This is a genomic window from Microcoleus sp. PH2017_08_TRC_O_A (assembly GCF_020738665.1).
Taxonomy (GTDB): Bacteria; Cyanobacteriota; Cyanobacteriia; order Cyanobacteriales; family Microcoleaceae; genus Microcoleus.
Genome location: NZ_JAEQCE010000018.1, coordinates 42,406 through 61,394, shown reverse-complemented (window position 1 = coordinate 61,394; position 18,989 = coordinate 42,406). Strand labels below are relative to the sequence as shown.

The window sequence follows — 18,989 nt, the reverse complement described above, 5'->3', positions numbered from 1 at the left end:
TTATTCCTGTAGTTTTAGGACTGTGGACTAAAATTACTAACGTAGATGTCTAACATTGACTACTTTTGGGTAGCTTTGTCCAGGTTTTTACGAGCGGTTCTTCCTGGTTGATGCCCAGGATCTCGACGAGGCGATCGCGATCGCCGCCCGCATTCCAGGGGCGCGCGCCGGCACGATCGAAATCAGACCAGTAATTGAGGTCGCGGGATTACCTAAGAATTAGCTTTTGCACTTCTTAAAGACAATTTGAGTGCAAAAGATAACGCCTAAAACTCAACAAACAGGAGCAAGCCATGCAACTCAATCCTTATCTCTTTTTCAACGGTAACTGCGAGGCAGCTTTCAAGTTTTACGAGCAATGTTTTGGGGGCAAAATCGTCACAATGCTCACTAACGCGGATGCGCCAACTGCGGAACCAAAACCCTGTGAATTATCTACTGATTGGCTTGACAAAATTATGCACGCGTGTATGGAATTCGGAGCGTATCGCTTGATGGGTTCTGATTGTCCGCCTAAGTTTTTTGAAGAAACCAAAGGCTTTTCTGTACAAATCGCGATCGACGATCCAACAGAGGCGGAACGTATCTTTCACGCCCTCGCTGAAAATGGCACAGTGAAGATGCCATTCGGGCAAACTTTTTGGGCTTTTCGGTTTGGAATGCTCGTCGATCAGTTCGGTATACCGTGGATGGTGAATTGCGAGAAAGCTGCCTAAATCAAAGAGAGGCTTAACTGTTTCCGTCACTTCCGCCACTAGAACGATTAGTAGAAACACCATGCAAAACAGTCAAAAAATCACACCATGCCTCTGGTTTAACTTTAATGCCGAAGAGGCTGTCAATTACTACCTGAGCATTTTCAATAACAGCAAGATTTTGGAAGTTTCGCACTACGGCGATGCCATACCCGAACACAAAGGCAAACTGCTTACCCTGCTGTTTGAAATTGAAGGGCAGCAGTTTCAGGCACTCAACGGTGGGCCGCAATTCCCATTCACTGAAGCCATTTCCCTCAGTGTGGACTGCGAGACACAAGAAGAAGTTGACACGCTGTGGAGCCAGTTGTCCGCAGGTGGAAGTGAAAGTCAGTGCGGCTGGCTCAAAGACAAGTTCGGGCTATCTTGGCAAATCGTACCGCGATCGCTCACAGAAATGCTGAAGGACAAGGATGCCGACAAGGCGACGCGCGTGATGCAAGCCCTGTTCGCAATGAGCAAGATTGATGTTGCTCGCTTGCAGCAAGCCTACAACCAGCAATAGCCAACAACGCAACAACTACCATTTACTTTCCCATAAAACAACAAAAGGAGAAGACCGTGGCTACTAAAATTTTCGTCAATCTGCCCGTAAAAAAGCTCGATCGATCTATTGACTTTTTTACTAAACTCGGCTTCACCTTCAATCCTCAGTTTACTGACGAGACAGCCACTTGCATGATTGTCAGCGACGACATATTCGTCATGCTTTTGACTTACGAAAAGTTCAAGACTTTTACGCCCAAAGCAATTTGTGATGCCACCAAAAGCACAGAAGTGCTGGTGTGTTTATCTACTGAGAGTCGAAAAGAAGTTGATGAAATGGTTGAGCGGGCGATCGCCGCTGGTGGAACAACCTATAATGAACCACAAGACCACGGGTTTATGTATTCCCATGGATTTCAAGACTTAGATTGTCACATTTGGGAACTTGTCTACATGGAACCAAGCGCAGTAAACCAATAGTCACTGCGTTCACAATGGAAGAAAGATTGCGATCGCCATTACAAATGTAATACACTGGTTACAACCTTTGAGATGATGATGCAAATGCGGATTGAACCTTACGACGCTCAACAACTGGATGCAATCATTCGCCTTTCTCTTCGGGCATGGACTCCGGTATTTGATTCGATTCAGAAAGCGATGGATCTGGATGTCTACCAGAGTTTCTATCCCGATGGTTGGCGCGTCAGCCAGCAAGAGGCTGTCGAAGGTGTCTGCGCTGCGGAGGATACAAATGTCTGGGTTGCTATTGATGCAGGTTCCACCGTGGGCTTTGTCGCCGTGAAACTCGATTCGGAAAGCAGCATGGGTGAAATTTACATGATCGCTGTCGATCCAGACTTTCAAGGTCGTGGCATTGGCTCCGCTCTGACAGAATTCGCTGTAAATTGGATGAAAGATGCGGGGATGTCTGTTGCAATGGTCGAAACCGGAGGCGATCCAGGTCATGCCGCAGCACGTCGCACCTATGAAAAGGCGGGTTTCGGGCTGTTACCGATCGCCAGATACTTCAAAAAGCTGTAGATTTGTCGATCGGGTGGAACGTTATTGTCATTGAACTCGTCGATCTGGTTACTTCTTCACAAGATAAATAAGCGATAATATAGTAGGAAAAATTGATGATTGACCATACTGGTATTAACATTAGTAATTTCGAGAAAAGCAAAGATTTTTACACCAAAGCCTTAGCTCCACTTGGTTATCAATTGCTGAAAGAGTTTGATGCTTCTGTGACTGGTTCTATATCTCTGGCAGGTTTTGGAATAGACGGAAAGCCCGATTTCTGGATTACACAGGGAGAGGTAAATACCCCTAGAATTCATATTGCTTTCCGCGCAGAAACTCATGAGATGGTTCAGGCTTTTTACACAGCAGCGCTAGCAGCAGGGGGGCGAGACAATGGTACTCCGGGTTTGCGAACTCACTATCATCCTGATTATTATGGTGCTTTTGTTTTAGATCCAGATGGACATAATATGGAAGCAGTATGTCATTTTCCTGTTTAACATTAATCAAGGCAGTGAAAATAAAATTTCAAAAGTAATGAATGATGATAAACCTCCGCTCCGCCACCTCCGCTGATTTAGCTCTACTGCGACATTGGGATGAGCAACCTCATGTGATTGACGCAGATCCTAACGATGATTGGGGTTGGGAAATAGAACTCGATCGCACTCCCGACTGGAGGGAGCAATTAATTGCTGAAATTGATGGCCGTGCGATCGGATTTATTCAGATTATCGATCCAGCACTTGAGGATAGTCACTACTGGGGCGATGTTCCAGCGAATCTACGTGCGATCGACATTTGGATTGGAGAAGAGACAGATTTGGGCAAAGGCTATGGCACACAAATGATGCAGCTTGCACTGACTCGATGTTTCGCCGACTCTGCTGTGACGGCTGTACTCATCGATCCACTGGCCAGCAATACCCGCGCCCACCGCTTCTACGAACGTCTTGGCTTTCAATTTGTTGAACCGCGACAGTTTGGTGACGATGACTGTTTTGTTTATCGCCTGAACCGGGCAGATTGGCACCCCAGTAATGAGAATAACGCTCAATGACTTGTTCGTTGCACAAGCATCGCCCTGGAAAGGAGGTTAATCAATGACAAAAATCGTACTTTATATTGCAACCAGTCTGGACGGTTATATTGCTCGTAAAGACGGCAGTATTGATTGGCTTACAGCTTTTGAGACGGACGAAACTGACCACGGGTATGGTGAGTTTTATCGATCGATCGATGGATTGGCGATGGGACGCAAAACCTACGAACAGGTGTTGAGCTTTGGCGAGTGGCCCCATCCCGGCAAGCCATCCTACGTTTTTACCCAGCAAAGCCGATCGCCCGATCGCGATGATGTGTTATTTACCTCCGCAACGCCCGATCGATTTCTGCACGAAATGGAGTTGCAAGGACTCAAACGAATTTGGCTAGTTGGAGGTGCAGAATTAATCGCCTCATTCCTCCAATGTCAACTGATTGATGAATATATTCTGTCGATCGCACCTATCATGTTAGGCGAAGGAATTCCCTTATTCTTGCCATCTCCCATGGAGATGAAATTAAAGTTAATAGAAGTACAGAAGTATCCGACCGAGTTAGTTCAAGTAAGATACACCAAATATAAAAGTAAATAAAAAATACAGACAAAGGAAGCTTTCACATGAGCAAAGTTCGCATTTAATTCTGCTGAGGAATCAGTACAGGTTTTATTGATCGAGTGATGTCTAGCTTTAAAATGATTAGAGGCGTACCAATTGCATCGGGATAGCGACGGTTAACAACAACTTTGAATGCCAACTCAATTTGAGTCTGAGGAAAGTTTTGTGAAACCCATGCTGGCGAAAAATTGTATTAAGCAGACGATGGTGACAGTCCTAATAATGAATGTAATTGTTGGCAATCCGTTTCAGCAACAAACAATCTCAGATGTACCAGATAGGAATCTCCTCAGAATACAGTCTTATCGTCAGTCAGTTTTCCTGTTCTTGAATTAGTACAGGTCAAGGGAATTTTCAAGGTCAAAATTCATTCTTTATTGTAGAATATCTTTGAGCAAACTCCACAGCAGCAATCGGGTGGGCTCAAAGCCTCTGTCCACAACCAGAAGTTTGATGAAAGCCGACGAACTCCCGCGATTGCTATCAGTCAAGCCCCTCTCTATCCCAGGGCTGATTTATTCTAATATCAATTTACGATTTAAATCTGGACAAAGCTTTTAGTAGCAAGGAAAACAGGAGTTTTTAATAATTTGCTAAGCCTGCTACAGAAAGATCTACCCAACGCCTCATAACATAAGGGTTAGAGAGATTGGAAAATTTTAGAAGGAATCAGCCCTGCTCTCTATCCCAATCTCCTGCTGCTTCAAAAGCAGAGTTTGCCTAATATCGATAGGGACTGTTGACATTTGGTAAAATCCCCATGTATTGTTAACGGAAAATTAGTACCCCGTGAGGACGGTGATTATATCTATTCAGGCGATCGTCTCAATTGAGACTGATTACCAGGAATATTTGGTGAGGTCAGACAGGAAAATGTCAGTGATGCAACCGCATCAAAATCTCGCAATCGAAATCGAATCGGATTTGCAGCGGTATGGTTAACGGCTTGAAAACACTCAGGCTGTTATGAGTTTCCTTGGGCGCTGCCCTACAGCTTGCTTGGAACAATTGAGATCAATGGTAATGGCGCCGACAAAGTTATTGTCAAACGTGCTCTGAGTATGAAGGCACTAGCTTTGAGTTCTAGGAATACAGAATGGTCAACTCAATCGCATTTTCAGGGGTGAAGGGTACGGTTGTCAAAGTTGTTTTCCAGGAATGTAAATTCGTTGAGGATTTTATGCCAAACTCTACTTTGAAATCATCGATCCCAGAAGCAAAACTCGAAGCAGTTGAAACAGCAATTCAAACTGCTTTTAATACCAGAAATGTCGAAAGTATCCAGCTTCTAACTGGAGGGTTCTCCTCAGCGCTGGTTTATAAAATTACCGTGAATGGTAAAGCTTATGTATTAAGGCTGATTATGCAGATCGATCCGCTCAGCGATCCCGTTCGGCAATATGCTTGCATGAATTTGGCCGCAGAAGCTGGCATTTCACCACAGGTTTATTATTTCAGCACGGAAGATGCTTTAGCAATTACCGACTTTATCGAAGCTGTACCTTTGTCGAAATATGTTGGCTCGCGAGATGATTTGCTGGCAGAATTCGCAAAAATGATTGAATCGATTCATGCTACCTCGCTTTTTCCAAAATTCGTGAATTTCATGGATGGCATTGACGGTTTTATTCAGGAGTTTAAGGCTTCAAAAGTATTGCCAGAAACTGCAACAGCAGAAGTTTTCAAATATTACTCAGAAATCCAGATGGTTTATCCGCGTCACGATCGCGATTTAGTCTCAAGTCACAACGATTTGAACCCACACAATATTCTTTTTGATGGCAATAAATTCTGGGTTATTGATTGGGAGGGAGCCTTTGGGAGCGATCGCTATGTGGATTTGGCGATCCTTGCCAATAGCTTTGTCACCACCGAAAAGCAGGAAAACATCTATCTAAAGGCATACTTCGGTGACGCACTGGATGACTGCAAGCGCGATCGCTTGTTCCTGATGCAGCAAGTTTGTCACATTTTCTACGCGCTACCGTTTATGAAGTTTGCTGCGGCGTTGCGTCCCCCCAATTTCGTCCATGACAGCAGCATGGATACGCCTGGTTACAGACAATTTTGCTGGCAACTTGGGGCTGGTGAAGTTTCGCTTAATTCCTATGAAGGAAAACTATTGTTTGGAAAAGTCTTGTTGAACGAGGCTTTGCACAATATGAAAACAGCGCGATTTGTAAGAGCGATCGAGCAAATGGCATAATAAGATATGATGTTCGCAACCTAACTCTGTGAATTCAGATTCCATCTCTTGAGAGCAAAACAGTTCCATAGATCGCGATTAAGGGGTAGCACATTGATTTCCACAGCAATGCAAAATCAAGAAATCACAGATTTTGGAATCAAACTGATTGCAACGGTGAATGGGATTGCAGCCTTACTGCACTTGGGTTTCTGGATATTTGCTTTCCTGCGGCTGCCCCGTCCATCGGTTGTCGAGACAGAAGCAGAACGTGTTGACCTAATCGTGACTTACGGGTTGGGAGTTGCGGATCTTTTATGGTCTGTACCTCTGTTGATTGTGGGTTGTTTTTGGCTTTACAATGGCAGGGAAATTGGTTGGCTAGCGGCACAAATGGCAAACGTGCTTTATTGGTACTCTTTTACGTTCATTCTGATCCGCGAACTGAATGCTAAGTCTATTCGTTTTGGCACCCTGCTATTTTCGCCGTTTGCTATGTTCTCGCTGTGGGCGGCCTGGTATCTATGGCAGGTTCGCACCATGTTTTATTAACCAGAAAATAGATTAGATTAATAGTGCAGAAAAAGTTCTAGCTGGATGATTCTGAAGCAAAACTACTGGTTGGAAAAGTCTTGTTGAACGAGGCTTTGCACAATATGAAAACAGCGCGATTTGTAAGAGCGATCGAGCAAATGGCTCGATAAAATCTACGCTTTAGTCATGACATTCAGGGAAATTGCCTGCGTTTAGTAAGCGGGATAGTTAGATATAAATTCCACCTTTTTGCCGATCGTTGAATGAAACATACCGCAATTGATATGCCGCGCATTCCCACCGCGCCGAGTTCAATTCAGAAGGGAGTTCCTCTGAAGCATCTGCTTGGGTCAGAAGCAGTTGATTGTTTGGCACACAATATCTTGCTCGCGTACCCGCAATTTGATGAAAAATCGTTTCGTCAGGTTGCGTTAGATGGATTGGATTCGCTTGAACTTATGGAACGCGGCCGACATCTGGCATTAGCACTCCGTCAATGTTTGCCTGATAAATATGCGACAGCTATTGAGATACTTGTGGCTTCTTTGACACCGCCACTAACTCAAACAGATGGACTCAAACTAGCAGTATTTTTTTATCTTCCTCATATTTGTTTCATTGCTAAGTATGGTATAGAACTAAAAGATAATGATGGACAAGATCCGTTTGAAATATCCATGCTTGCCCAATACGAACTTACCAAACGGTTTAGTGCGGAGTTTTCCATACGACCGTTTCTAATTCAACAACAATATCGCACCCTTTCGCAACTGCTTGATTGGACATCGGATCCAGACCCCCATGTCCGTCGTCTTTGTTCTGAAGGTACGCGATCCAGACTTCCTTGGGGAACGCGAATCCCCGCTTTCATCGCCAACCCAGCCCCCGTATTCCCAATCCTTGATGCCCTGAAGGACGATCGCAGCCTTTACGTGCGTCGCAGTGTCGCCAACAATCTGGGCGATATTGCCAAAGACCACCCCGAACAGGTATTTGCAATTTGCGATCGTTGGCTAAACGGTGCCTCTAATGAAGTCAAATGGCTCATCCGCCATGCTCTTCGGTACCCAGCAAAAAAAGGAAATAAAACCGCTCTCCAACTTAGAGTCGCAGCTAAATAACGAAAATCACTTTAATAAACCTCTCCTAAAAAGATTCTGGAGGCCTTGCTATATGACGATTTTAAAATACAATAAAAATAAAAGTGTTTTTGTTGCGTAAGTCATATTTGAATTAAATTTCCAATCAAATATCGATCGAGAAGGCAGAACCATGATTGAGACGACTAATCTGCAACTACTCCCCGTCGAACGGATACACATCAAGGCTTTTTTGAGCAGTAAAAGCGAGCTGGCAGAACTTTTGCAAGTCACAGTACCTAATAACTGGCCGCAGTTCCCTCACCGAAAACGAGCGGGAAGCCCCGGGCTTTAGACATGGGGAGGAACGCGGCTGCGACTTATTTAGTCGCCTACATCTTTTTTGAGAATAAATCTTTTCATAGTCGCCTACAAAATGTTTTTTATTGGCAAAATCCCACCTTAAATAAGATTGCTATGCTAATCTAATAATCAGGAGGAAATAGAAATGTTTGGATGTCAACAAAATCTCATTAGTCCCGATAATAATCTCAAAGCAATTCTAGAATTCCTGTGCAGTGAGTCATCAAAATTGACGAATTGCGGAATTTATTATGCTCGACAGATGTACTTCAAGACTGGTAAAATACCGACGAGGGCAGAGTTACACAAAGTGTTAGGCACGGAGAATCAAAATCTGCATTACAAGGCATTCTATTCGGACACGGCACAGCAGATTTTAACTACTGTCGCCGAGTCTTTTAAATCCTATATTGGACTTCTAGAAGGCATCAAAAAAGGGACGGTAACTCAAAGACCTAGATTACCTAATTATCGACAAGGTGGTCTAGCTTTGGTGACTTATACAGGTCGCTCCGTTCGACTTAAAGACGGACTTTTGAGATTTCCGCTGGGTACTAAAGTTAAAGCCTGGTTCGGATTGGATGCTTTTTATCTACCTTGGCCTACAAACTTAGACGACAAAGCAATCAGAGAATATCGAATCCTACCTAGAAACGGCTGCTTCTATTTGGAATTAGTCTACAAAACGGCAGATATCCAAGCAGATGTAGACCCATCTAAAGCTTTGATGATCGACCACGGAATGAACAACTGGCTAACTTGTGTTAGTAATATAGGAACTAGCTTGATCGTTGATGGGTTACATTTGAAGTCGCTCAATCAAGGATACAATAAGCGTGTTGCTTTTTTGATGTCAGGGAAGGCAAATGGTTATTGGTCAAAACGACTGGCGCGTTTGACAGAAAATCGCAATCGGACGATGCGAGATGCTATTAATAAAGCAGCTCGAAAAGTGATAAATCATTGCTTAAGCAACAATCTTGGTACTGTTATATTTGGTTGGAATGCTGGCATGAAGAATGCTATTAATCTTGGCTCTCAAACCAATCAGAATTTTGTGCAAATTCCGACGGGTAGACTCAAGAATAGAATTGCTAAACTGTGTGAAGAATACGGGATTAAGTTTGTAGAAACGGAAGAGTCGTATACTTCCAAGGCTTCATTTATTGACCTTGATTTGCTACCTAAATTCTGCGAAAAACTTTCGTGGGTGGCAACCTTGTGGTAAACGAGTTAAGCGCGGATTGTATCGTACTCTTGAAGGTTTGTTGATTAATGCAGACTGCAATGGGGCAGCGAATATTGGTCGAAAAGTAGCGGCAACCTTGGGGATAAGTCTCAAGGGAGTCAGTAGAGGTGCTTTGATAACGCCTTTGAAAGTCCCTTTGTGGTCTTAGTCAAGAATCCCCCTGATTCATCAGTGGGGAGTATCAAGCATTTTCCCTCCCTGAGGATGAATCCTTACCGCTTCCTAATGGTTGGAATGGATATTTGTTTATTCACCCGCAACAGGCAGTGCTTGTGGGTAATGGAGGTTTCAAAGGTGAACCAAATGAGTCGGGCATTGTAGAAATTGGTTATGAAATAGCTGCCGAATACTGGAATCGCGGATTGGCAACTGAGGCAGTACAGGGGCTAATTGACTATGCTTTCGATCGCGAGGAAGTGCGAGCAGTCAACGCTCATACTCTGGGTGAAGCTAATGCTTCCAATCGGGTACTACAGAAGGTGGGGATGCGGTTTGTGTCCGATGTTGTTCATTCTCAATTAGGTACAATCTGGCTCTGGCAGATCGATCGAGATTCTGCCAATCGTTGATGGAATTGATGAGGATTTTTGTAGCAAGGTCAACAGGTGCGATCGATCGCCCGCAATGACTCGCCAGTTGTTTCGAGCATCCGCTTTAACACTCGCTGCATCACCTGTGCTTCATCATCATGTAGAATATGCTGGATCTGTCAAATAAATTAACCACAATTATTGTAGAGACGGGTTCGCGGGCGATCGCAAATATCAGCAATAACACCCGCAAACCGGATTTGATTGGGAACTTTCTAAGCTCGCAAATCGCCTAAAGCTTTCAAGGCAAATTGTGGCAAAGCCAACATCCTGCGCCAGCGCCAAGGTTCTTGATAAAGCCGGTACAACCATTCTAAATGATTGTCGCAAAACCACGCCGGTGCGCGGTCTTTTGTTCCAGCCCAAATATCAAAACTGCCGCCAACTCCCACCCAAATTGACTGCGGACAAAGGTGGCGGTGTTCGGCAATCCAAAACTCTTGGCGCGGCACTCCTAAGCCGACAAAAATAATTTTTGGCTGTATTTGTTTGAGGCTTTCACAGAATTCTGTTTCTTCCTCAGCAGAAAGATAGCCGTGTTGAGCAGAAATAGACAATCGATTAACTTTTTGCTGCCAACTTTCCGCCGCCTTCGCCGTGACTCCGGGCGCACCTCCAAAGAAAAATATTGGTTCGGAATTCGGCAATTTTCCGGCCTGTTGCAGCAGCGATTCTGCTAGTTCAATCCCCGGAAACCGCTGTGCCGATTTGCCGCGCATTCGCAAATACAGCACTACTCCAGAACCGTCGGGTATCACGAGCTCGGCAGAGCGAATTACATCGGCTAAAGCCGGGTTTTGTTCGGCTTGCATTGCCATTTCAGCATTCAGCGTCACGACGTGAGTCCCTAACCCTTGATGCAGGCGCTCTATCAGCCAACCTGCATAATCGTCTAATATGTGAACTGGTAGTCCCAGCACTGAAAATTGCGGGCGCGATCGATCCATATTTCTTTCTTTGAGATTCCTACACACCTAGTTGTTTAAATTAGCTTAGTTTGGCGATCGCCCTCAGACAAGTCTCGGACGCAAAAAACCCGATTTTTGGCACCAAAAGTCTGTTAAGTCATCATTCTGTGGCCGATAAACCGGGTTTTTGGTCGAAATCGCGATCGCCCGTTAGCGTTCAATTTTCTTAACAGAGCCGTCAGCGTACCATTCCATCGGCACGAGTTCAATTTTACCATTAATTTTCACTGTAGAGTAGACAATCTTTACGAAAGCAACGCTGTTGTTATTGTTGTTGCGGCTAGACATGGCAAATACCTTGTTATGTTTGTAGAACTTGAGAAATGATAGAAACTCTGATATATTTAAAAGTCTATTCACCGCAATTCGGCTCGCATCAGGAAAACTAAGGAAAACGAAATGGCGATCGCAACAACCCAGCGGCAAACCCGGTTAGATTATTACTACCAGCAAATCAAAAACGTCATCCTCAAACGCCAGAACCCAATAACCGGTTTGCTGCCGGCGAGTACGGCTGTTAACGCCCACGGCGACTACACCGATGCCTGGGTGCGCGATAACGTGTACAGCATTTTGGCAGTGTGGGGTTTGGGTTTAGCTTACCGCAAAATTGATGGCGATCGCGGCAGAACATTTGAACTCGAACACAGCACAGTCAAACTAATGCGCGGCTTGATGTTTGCGATGATGCAGCAAGCAAACAAAGTCGAACGTTTTAAAAATACTCAATTGCCCCTAGATGCCCTGCACGCCAAATACAATACTCAAACCGGAAACATTGTTGTCGGCGATGACGAGTGGGGACATTTGCAGTTAGATGCTACCTCTATCTTTTTGTTAATTCTTGCTCAAATGACGGCTTCGGGATTGCATATAGTTTTTACAATCGATGAAGTCAATTTCGTCCAAAATTTAGTTTACTACATTGGCAGAGCTTACCGCACTCCCGATTACGGAATTTGGGAAAGAGGTCATAAAATTAATCGCGGCAATGCCGAATTAAATGCCAGTTCTGTTGGCATGGCAAAAGCAGCGCTGGAAGCAATCAATGGATTGGATTTGTTTGGAGTTAACGGTTCTCAAGCATCGGTAATTCACGTTTTACCGGATGAAATTGCCAGAAGCCGCATCACTTTGGAATCGCTTTTGCCTCGCGAATCTAGTTCAAAAGAAGTAGATGCTGCTTTATTGAGCGTGATTAGTTTTCCTGCTTTTGCTGTGGAAGACAAAGAATTAGTAGCGCGGACTCGCAATAAAATTATTGACAAATTACAGGGAAATTACGGCTGCAAGCGGTTTCTGCGGGACGGACACCAAACAGTTTTAGAAGATGCCGATCGCCTGCATTACGAACCGACAGAATTAAAGCAGTTCGATAGTATAGAATGCGAGTGGCCGCTATTTTTCACTTATCTGCTCTTGGACGGCATATTTGAGGGAAACCAAGCCCAAGTCGAAGAGTACCAGGAGCGTTTGGCATCTCTGGCAGTCGATCGCGCTGGTTTACCTTTACTACCAGAATTGTACTATGTCCCTGCCGTAAATATAGAAGCCGAAAAATTAAATCCCCGCAGCCAGCAGCGCTTACCCAATGAAAATGTTCCCCTAGTTTGGGCGCAAAGTTTGTATTTTCTCGGTCAATTGCTGAACGAGAAATTAATTGCAGTGGGGGATATCGACCCGCTAGGAAGGCATCTGTCAGTCGGCCAGCAAAGAGAACCTTTAGTGCAAATTGCCCTGTTAGCTGAAGACGAAGATTTGCAAGCAGAATTAGCCGCTAACGGCATAGCAGCCCAAACGCCCAAGCAGGTAGCACCAATTCAAGTCCGCCAAACTAAGGAATTATCCGCTATTTACGCGGAGATTGGACGCAACGATCCGCTAGGCTTAACCGGGCGCCCCGTGCGCCGTTTGCGGAGTTTGACGACTTCCCGGGTGTTCAAAATTCGCGGAGAGGCGATCGTATTTCTCCCCTCATTTTTGGACAGAGAAGAATTTTACCTAACCCTAGACTACCATTTTCTAGTATCTAAAATCCAAAGTGAAATCGCTCACATTCACCGCCACTGGTATCAGTTAGGACGCCCCACAGTAACGCTGATGTTAACTCATGCGATGCTGGAAACCGGCCGGGAAGCATTGTTAGACTTGATGAAAGAACTCCGGGACGGACACTGCAAAAACACGCCAGTTAAACTCGGGAATCTCAACCAGTTAATGCTGACTGCGGGTACGGAAAGAATTGATTTCATGCACGATTTTGAATTCACCGAATCTCCGGTAACAGGTGCAATAGAAACCCGCAGCTATCTCGGTTACAATCCCGAAAAAACTTGGCCTTTGGGTCACACGCAAGAATTCAAACTAGAGTGCGAAACTAATACTAAATTGCTGCTCGCTAGCCTGCGCGGTTCAGAGAACTTGTACGAACAAATAGAGCTGCTGCACACATTGATTCGACTAAAAGGACTAAATTTCGATACAGGATTTGGAGGCGCCGAAGCAACAGTAAAAGTTGTGGATTTGCTCAACGAAGTTTATACAAAAGCTGGAGAAAGTTCGCAGTCAAAAATCCAATGGGCAGTCATCCGCCATGCTGCTGGATTGCTGGACAAGGTTGATATCAGCTTGTCGGATGCGGTGACAGACATTTTGGTCAGGCAAAAACAAATTGCTGTGGGGAAAGCCTACAGCGAAGATTCGGTGATTTCGCGGCCTGGTTCTTACATGGAAGTGATGGACAAAATCCGCCAATTCTGCGGAGAAGATGTTCGCGATCGAGTTCTCACCCAAGAAGTTATTATCTATCTCAGCGTCCTAATTAAAGCCGAACCGCAGTTATTTAAAGGTCTGCTGACACTGAGAGTTAGCTACTTTATTTTGTTGTTAACCAGCGAATTAGCCCGCGAATTGGGAGTTACGCAAAACGAAGCTTACGAACATTTAATGCAGCTAAGTCCCTTTGAAATCAAAAATCGCCTGCGCCAAGTTTTGACAGAATACGAGGAAATGAATCAAATCCTCAAAGAGCAAGAATCCCTGCGCGTCAAACAGCCGGAAAAAGATATTGAATGGGTAGTCGCGCCTGTTTTTGAAGAACCACAAATGCCTGCGGGAGGATGGCGTCGCAAGCGGCAAATGGAAGGTGCAGTCAATCGCGTACCGAAAGATTTTTATCCGAGTGTTTGGGGATTGCTGCGGCACTGTAAAGGCTTGATTATTGGCGACAAATTAGAGCGCCGAAATCGGTTAGATAGCGATGTTATTTTATCGGAAATGACGCCGGGTGAAAAGAATTTTGCGCTGCAAATCGAGCATTTGCTGAACAAGATTGTGGCACCGGAATATCGACAAGTAAATATTGAGGCGCTGATGGAGTTGGCTGCGATCGCCCAGCGGAATCCAGAATTGAAAGTAGAAGAATACATTGTTTTAGATGTATTAGTCGGTCACGCGGTGCGGCTGAATTGGCAAGGAAAACACCCGGAAAGAGCGGACAGGTATGATGAAGATAAGGCGGCGGCGTGGCAAGGTTTTTACAATACTTCGCCCTACGTTTGTGCGAGTCACGTCCTCGATGCTTTCCGATTCTTGACGACGTTTGGATAGGTAGTAGGGTGTTGTGAATTTAAATTGCATATTCGGGGTGGTGCTGCGAAGCCCACCCCACTAATTGTTTGATTGTTTTTTGGGACGCAGTTACTACCCCTAAACTACAAAACTCCTTTAGAGCTCGGAATCCGACTGGCGCGCCGAGGATCGATCGCCACCGCCATCCGCAGAGCCCGCGCAAATGCCTTAAACGCGGCTTCGACAATGTGATGAGAATTCCCGCCCTGCAACTGTCTGACGTGCAGTGTCATTTGAGTGTGGTTCACCACCGCAGCAAAAAACTCTCTCACTAACTCGGTGTCGTAACTACCGATGCGCTGGGTGGGAATTTCCAAGTTGTAACTTAAATGAGGCCTTCCCGAAAAATCTAGCACTACTTCAATTAATGCTTCATCCAGCGGGGCGATGAAGTGTCCGAAACGAGAAATGCCCGATCGATCTCCGACAGCTTTTGCTAGGGTTTGACCTAAGGTAATGCCCACATCTTCGTTCGTGTGATGGTCGTCGATCGCCAAATCGCCGATCGCCTGCACGTCCAAATCGATCAATCCGTGAGAAGCAATCTGCTGCAACATATGGTCTAAAAACGGAATTCCTGTAGACGCCTTGCAAGTTCCCGAACCGTCGAGATTGAGGCTGACAGTGACATCCGTTTCGAGTGTTGTGCGCTTCACCAAGGCGGCCCTGGCGATCGTGTTACTAGAAATTGGAGGAGGTACAGGCGGGCGATCGATTATTTCCATAATTCGCAATTGGTCATTCATTAGAATTAATTAGTAATTTGGGATTAACACTTTTGTAGCGAACAAAAGACAGTTATTGACAGTTGACTGTTTGCAAATCTTGCTGTCAACTGTCTAAAAACTTCGCTGTCAACTGTCAACTGTCAACTGTCAACTGTTTAAAAGCTGTTACATTCCCATGATTTCGTAACCGGCATCGACATACAAAACTTGACCCGTAATCCCGCTAGATAGATTGCTGCACAGAAAAGCCGCAGCATTTCCCACTTCCTGCTGAGTTACCGTCCGCCGCAGCGGTGCCACTTCCTCAACGTGGTGGATCATGTCCAGAATGCCGCCAACTGCTGACGAAGCCAGAGTCCGAATCGGGCCTGAAGAAATGGCATTTACCCGAATATTTAACGGGCCGAGTTCCGCCGCCAGATACCGAACATTCATTTCCAAAGCAGCCTTAGCAATTCCCATGACATTATAATTAGGAACTACCCGCACACCGCCCAAATAAGTTAGCGTGATAATACTGCCGCCTTCGGCCATCAGCGGTTTAGCAGCAGCACAAAGCCGCACCAGCGAGTAAGCGCTAATATCCAAAGCATTGGAGAAGCCTTGACGCGAGGTGTTGCTGAAATCTCCGGAAAGTTCGTCTTTGCCGGCAAAAGCCAGACAGTGAACTAGGACATCTAACTTGCCCCATTTGTCGGCGATCGTTTTAAAAGTAGACTCGATTTCGCTTTCGTCTTGGACATTGCAGGGCAGATACAGACTGGGATTGAGCGGTTCCACGAGTTCAGCGACTTTGCGCTCGTGCTTGCCTTTTTCGTCCTTCAAATAAGTTATGCCGAGATTAGCCCCAGCTTTGTGGAGCTGCTGGGCGATGCCCCAGGCGATCGAGCGATTGTTGGCAATGCCCGTAACAAGAGCATTTTTTCCGGTCAAATCTATCATCTGTATTTTTTTAAGAAGCAACTAGCACCGTTCTCATTGGCTGTATGCGACAACCCCGCCAGTTTAGACACAACCGATTCAGATTTAACTGATTCAGACACAATTGAGACACAATTGATATTAATTTTGCTGTGGAGCTAGATGGGGCGGAATTGAAAAAGTTAAGAGAAGGGCTAGATTTAATCATACAGCGTGTGCTTACCTTAACATTAGATGACAGTAACAGAATCCCTAGAGATTGGAGGTTGGGCAGTATATTTACTCAATAAGGTTAATCGACAAGTTACAAAGTATTGATTAGTACAAAGGATCTCGTCGTGACACATGATAGACCGCTAGCAGCCGTGTTCCGCCAAATCAGTGGCGGGGCGTTTCCGCCCATTGTCGAAAACTTTGAACGGGGCAAGACAATTTTTTTCCCTGGAGATCCGGCTGAGCGCGTCTACGTTCTCATTAAAGGCGCTGTGAAGCTCTCCAGGGTGTACGAAGCAGGGGAAGAAATTACAGTCGCCCTCCTGCGCGAAAACAGCGTATTTGGGGTGCTGTCTCTGATTACGGGACACAGATCGGATAGGTTTTACCACGCGGTAGCCTTTACACCGGTGGAATTGATCTCGCTGCCGATCGAACAAGTGGAGAAAGCGCTCAAGGAAGACCCGGAATTGTCGATGGTGATGCTTCGGGGACTGTCATCTCGGATTTTGCAAACCGAGATGATGATCGAAACGCTGGCACACCGAGATATGGGTTCGAGACTCGTCAGCTTTTTGCTGATTCTATGCCGGGATTTTGGGGTGCCGAGTACGGATGGGATTACGATTGATTTGAAGCTGTCCCATCAGGCGATCGCCGAGGCGATCGGCTCGACGCGGGTAACTGTGACTCGTTTGCTGGGGGATCTCAGACAAGAAACAATGATCTCGATCCACAAGAAAAAGATCACAGTTCACAATCCGGTGGCCTTAAGCCAGCAATTCACTTGATGCCGAGAAATTATACGATTTTGGATTTTGGATTCTTTCTTCAATCCAAAATCCACAATCTAAAATAAGAAATCGGAATGACTGCTGGATACATCTTAATATTTGTAATGTTAGTGTTGGGCGGCGTGATCGCTACTGTTAGCGATCGCCTTGGGACGAAAGTCGGCAAGGCCAGATTGAGTTTGTTCAAACTGCGCCCCCGCGATACCGCTGTTGTAGTGACAGTGATGGCCGGCAGCATCCTGTCAGCCATTACTCTGGGCATTTTATTTGCTACCAGCAAGCCGCTGCGAACCGGAGTTTTTAGCATAGACGAGATTCAAAAAAGACTCAACAACGCCCGCAGAGAAATCAAACAAGCCACTCAAGAGAAAAATCGAGTTGAAACTGAATTAGCTCAAGCTTTGGCGGCTCAATCCCAAGCTAAAGCCAATTTAGAGCAAATTAATCAATCGCTCCAAGCAGCTAATGCCGAGCAAGCTAAGACGCAAACAAAATTAAATTCGCTGCGGGCCCAACTTAACAGCGTGCAAGCAGCCAAGTCTAAAACTGAACAGCAGTTAAGTCAGGTAGAAGCGGCTAAATCGCAAACGGAAGAACAGCTTGCTACTGTGGAAGCGGCTAAATCTCAGACAGAAGAACAATTGAAATTGGTGGAAACGGCGCGATCGACTACCAGAGTTCAGCTCGATCGCACTGAGAATCAATTGAAGACTGTTTCAGGGCAAAAAACGACTTTGAGCTCGGAAATCGCCCAACTGCAAGCGGAACGCCAACAGTTAATCGAGCAGCGAGAGCAGGTTAAAACTCAAATTGCTCAGCGGGACAAGGAAATTGCCCAGCGAGAGGCAGAAATTACAAAACGAAATGTGGCAATTGTCGATCGCAACAAGCTAATTGCTGAGCGAGACAAGGAAATTGCCCAGCGTGCGGAAAATCTCGCCCAGCGCGATCGCATAATTGTCGAGAGGGACAAGGTAATTGCCGAGAGGGAAGCACTTTTAGAAACCCTGGGACAGCAACAAGCTCAACTCGAACAGCAACAAACTTTATTGCAGCAGCAAATGCAAGTTTTGGAACGCGATTTTCAAGCCATCCGCGAGGGAACAGTTGCGATCAGGCGCGGTCAAATTTTAGCTGCTGGTGTTGTTAGCATCAAAGAAGCGGGTACGGAAAGCCGCGCGATCGATCGACTGTTGCAAGAAGCAAATAAAACCACCGTCGAACTGATGCAGCCGGAAAATAATAAGGTTAGAGAGCAGGTTATTCAAATTACTAAGGCGGAAATCGATCAATTAATCAGTCAGATCAAAGACGGTAAAGACTACGTGGTGCGGATTGTAGCCGGCGCTAATTACCTGCGACAAGAAAAGGTAATTAAGGTATTTGCAGAAGCCGAAATCAATCGAGTGGTGTTCCGCGCTGGAGATGTGATTGCAGGGGTTGCTGTCGATCCCGTAGCTTTACCTGACGAACAGGTGCGACAACAGTTGCAGCAATTGATTGAAGCTTGTCAATTTCGAGCTCGGTTAATTGGTGTTGTCGGCGGTAGAGTCCAAGTTGCGGACAATCGGATTGAAACTTTGGGCGGTTTTGTCGATCGACTACAGCAGTACGATAAACCATTGGAGGTTCGGGCGATCGCCGCGGATGTCACTTACATCGCCGGGCCGCTGAAAATAGATTTAGTTGCTCTGTCAAACGGAGTCGTGGTTTTCCGCACCGGACAACAAGAGCCAAGTAGAGGAGATTTGAAACTTAGATAAGAAGTGCGATCGATCTATCGAATTTGATGAAATATTTTGGGCGA

At 45.5% G+C, this 18,989-nt stretch carries 20 protein-coding genes; 16 read left to right on the top strand and 4 right to left on the bottom strand.

Translation table 11 applies throughout. The features are described 5' to 3' along the window. The first annotated feature begins 103 nt into the window (after window positions 1-103). From JGK22_RS07960 to JGK22_RS07900, 13 genes are all read left to right on the top strand, one after another. On the top strand, window positions 104-223 hold the full coding sequence (locus tag JGK22_RS07960) for a YciI family protein (protein ID WP_293205888.1): 120 nt from the start codon (window positions 104-106) through the stop codon (window positions 221-223). Between the two features lie 70 nt (window positions 224-293). Further along, window positions 294-716 carry a VOC family protein gene (locus JGK22_RS07955; RefSeq protein ID WP_293205884.1) on the top strand — a complete coding sequence of 141 codons (423 nt, stop codon included), beginning with the start codon at window positions 294-296 and terminating at the stop codon, window positions 714-716. A 61-nt stretch (window positions 717-777) separates the two neighbouring features. Then, the gene (locus JGK22_RS07950; protein WP_293176357.1) at window positions 778-1,260 is read left to right on the top strand and encodes a VOC family protein; all 483 of its coding nucleotides are present in this window, start codon (window positions 778-780) and stop codon (window positions 1,258-1,260) included. A gap of 56 nt (window positions 1,261-1,316) precedes the next feature. Continuing rightward, on the top strand, window positions 1,317-1,721 hold the full coding sequence (locus tag JGK22_RS07945; RefSeq protein ID WP_293216908.1) for a VOC family protein: 405 nt from the start codon (window positions 1,317-1,319) through the stop codon (window positions 1,719-1,721). An 84-nt stretch (window positions 1,722-1,805) separates the two neighbouring features. Beyond that, a complete protein-coding gene (locus JGK22_RS07940; RefSeq protein WP_293176361.1) occupies window positions 1,806-2,285 on the top strand; it encodes a GNAT family N-acetyltransferase in 480 nt (159 codons plus the stop codon). 95 nt (window positions 2,286-2,380) lie between these two features. Continuing rightward, window positions 2,381-2,767 (top strand): VOC family protein, encoded by a 387-nt coding sequence (locus JGK22_RS07935; protein WP_293205882.1) that lies wholly within the window; start codon window positions 2,381-2,383, stop codon window positions 2,765-2,767. 41 nt (window positions 2,768-2,808) lie between these two features. After that, on the top strand, window positions 2,809-3,327 hold the full coding sequence (locus JGK22_RS07930) for a GNAT family N-acetyltransferase (protein WP_293190300.1): 519 nt from the start codon (window positions 2,809-2,811) through the stop codon (window positions 3,325-3,327). Between the two features lie 43 nt (window positions 3,328-3,370). Beyond that, window positions 3,371-3,904, top strand: a complete 534-nt coding sequence (locus JGK22_RS07925; protein ID WP_293176366.1) for a dihydrofolate reductase family protein — start codon at window positions 3,371-3,373, stop codon at window positions 3,902-3,904. A 1,120-nt stretch (window positions 3,905-5,024) separates the two neighbouring features. Continuing rightward, window positions 5,025-6,134, top strand: a complete 1,110-nt coding sequence (locus JGK22_RS07920; RefSeq protein ID WP_293176368.1) for a phosphotransferase — start codon at window positions 5,025-5,027, stop codon at window positions 6,132-6,134. Window positions 6,135-6,242: 108 nt separating this feature from the next. After that, a complete protein-coding gene (locus JGK22_RS07915) occupies window positions 6,243-6,665 on the top strand; it encodes a hypothetical protein (protein ID WP_293176370.1) in 423 nt (140 codons plus the stop codon). A gap of 245 nt (window positions 6,666-6,910) precedes the next feature. Next, window positions 6,911-7,768 (top strand): hypothetical protein, encoded by an 858-nt coding sequence (locus tag JGK22_RS07910; RefSeq protein ID WP_293176372.1) that lies wholly within the window; start codon window positions 6,911-6,913, stop codon window positions 7,766-7,768. Between the two features lie 466 nt (window positions 7,769-8,234). Further along, entirely contained in the window at window positions 8,235-9,317 is a 1,083-nt protein-coding gene (locus JGK22_RS07905) for a transposase (RefSeq protein ID WP_293176376.1), read from the top strand. Window positions 9,318-9,505: 188 nt separating this feature from the next. Beyond that, complete coding sequence (locus JGK22_RS07900) at window positions 9,506-9,907, top strand: GNAT family N-acetyltransferase (RefSeq protein ID WP_293190332.1); 402 nt, start codon at window positions 9,506-9,508, stop codon at window positions 9,905-9,907. A gap of 236 nt (window positions 9,908-10,143) precedes the next feature. Here the strand turns inward: JGK22_RS07900 and JGK22_RS07895 are convergent, their stop codons facing one another. Next, entirely contained in the window at window positions 10,144-10,875 is a 732-nt protein-coding gene (locus JGK22_RS07895; protein WP_293176378.1) for a WecB/TagA/CpsF family glycosyltransferase, read from the bottom strand. 171 nt (window positions 10,876-11,046) lie between these two features. Continuing rightward, on the bottom strand, window positions 11,047-11,184 hold the full coding sequence (locus JGK22_RS07890; RefSeq protein WP_293176380.1) for a hypothetical protein: 138 nt from the start codon (window positions 11,182-11,184) through the stop codon (window positions 11,047-11,049). A gap of 111 nt (window positions 11,185-11,295) precedes the next feature. Between JGK22_RS07890 and JGK22_RS07885 the strand changes: the two genes are divergently transcribed. Further along, a complete protein-coding gene (locus tag JGK22_RS07885) occupies window positions 11,296-14,505 on the top strand; it encodes a glycoside hydrolase family 15 protein (RefSeq protein WP_293176382.1) in 3,210 nt (1,069 codons plus the stop codon). Window positions 14,506-14,609: 104 nt separating this feature from the next. On the opposite strand, the gene hisB is transcribed toward JGK22_RS07885, so the two are convergent. Continuing rightward, window positions 14,610-15,272, bottom strand: a complete 663-nt coding sequence (gene hisB / locus JGK22_RS07880) for an imidazoleglycerol-phosphate dehydratase HisB (protein WP_366025264.1) — start codon at window positions 15,270-15,272, stop codon at window positions 14,610-14,612. Window positions 15,273-15,419: 147 nt separating this feature from the next. Next, window positions 15,420-16,196: an enoyl-ACP reductase FabI gene (gene fabI, locus JGK22_RS07875; protein ID WP_293130545.1), complete on the bottom strand. Its 777-nt coding sequence runs from the start codon at window positions 16,194-16,196 to the stop codon at window positions 15,420-15,422. 317 nt (window positions 16,197-16,513) lie between these two features. Here fabI and ntcA point away from each other — a divergent pair, with 317 nt between their 5' ends. Further along, window positions 16,514-17,179, top strand: a complete 666-nt coding sequence (gene ntcA, locus JGK22_RS07870) for a global nitrogen regulator NtcA (protein WP_293145473.1) — start codon at window positions 16,514-16,516, stop codon at window positions 17,177-17,179. 77 nt (window positions 17,180-17,256) lie between these two features. Continuing rightward, a complete protein-coding gene (locus JGK22_RS07865) occupies window positions 17,257-18,945 on the top strand; it encodes a DUF3084 domain-containing protein (RefSeq protein ID WP_293176384.1) in 1,689 nt (562 codons plus the stop codon). The last annotated feature ends 44 nt before the right edge of the window (window positions 18,946-18,989 follow it).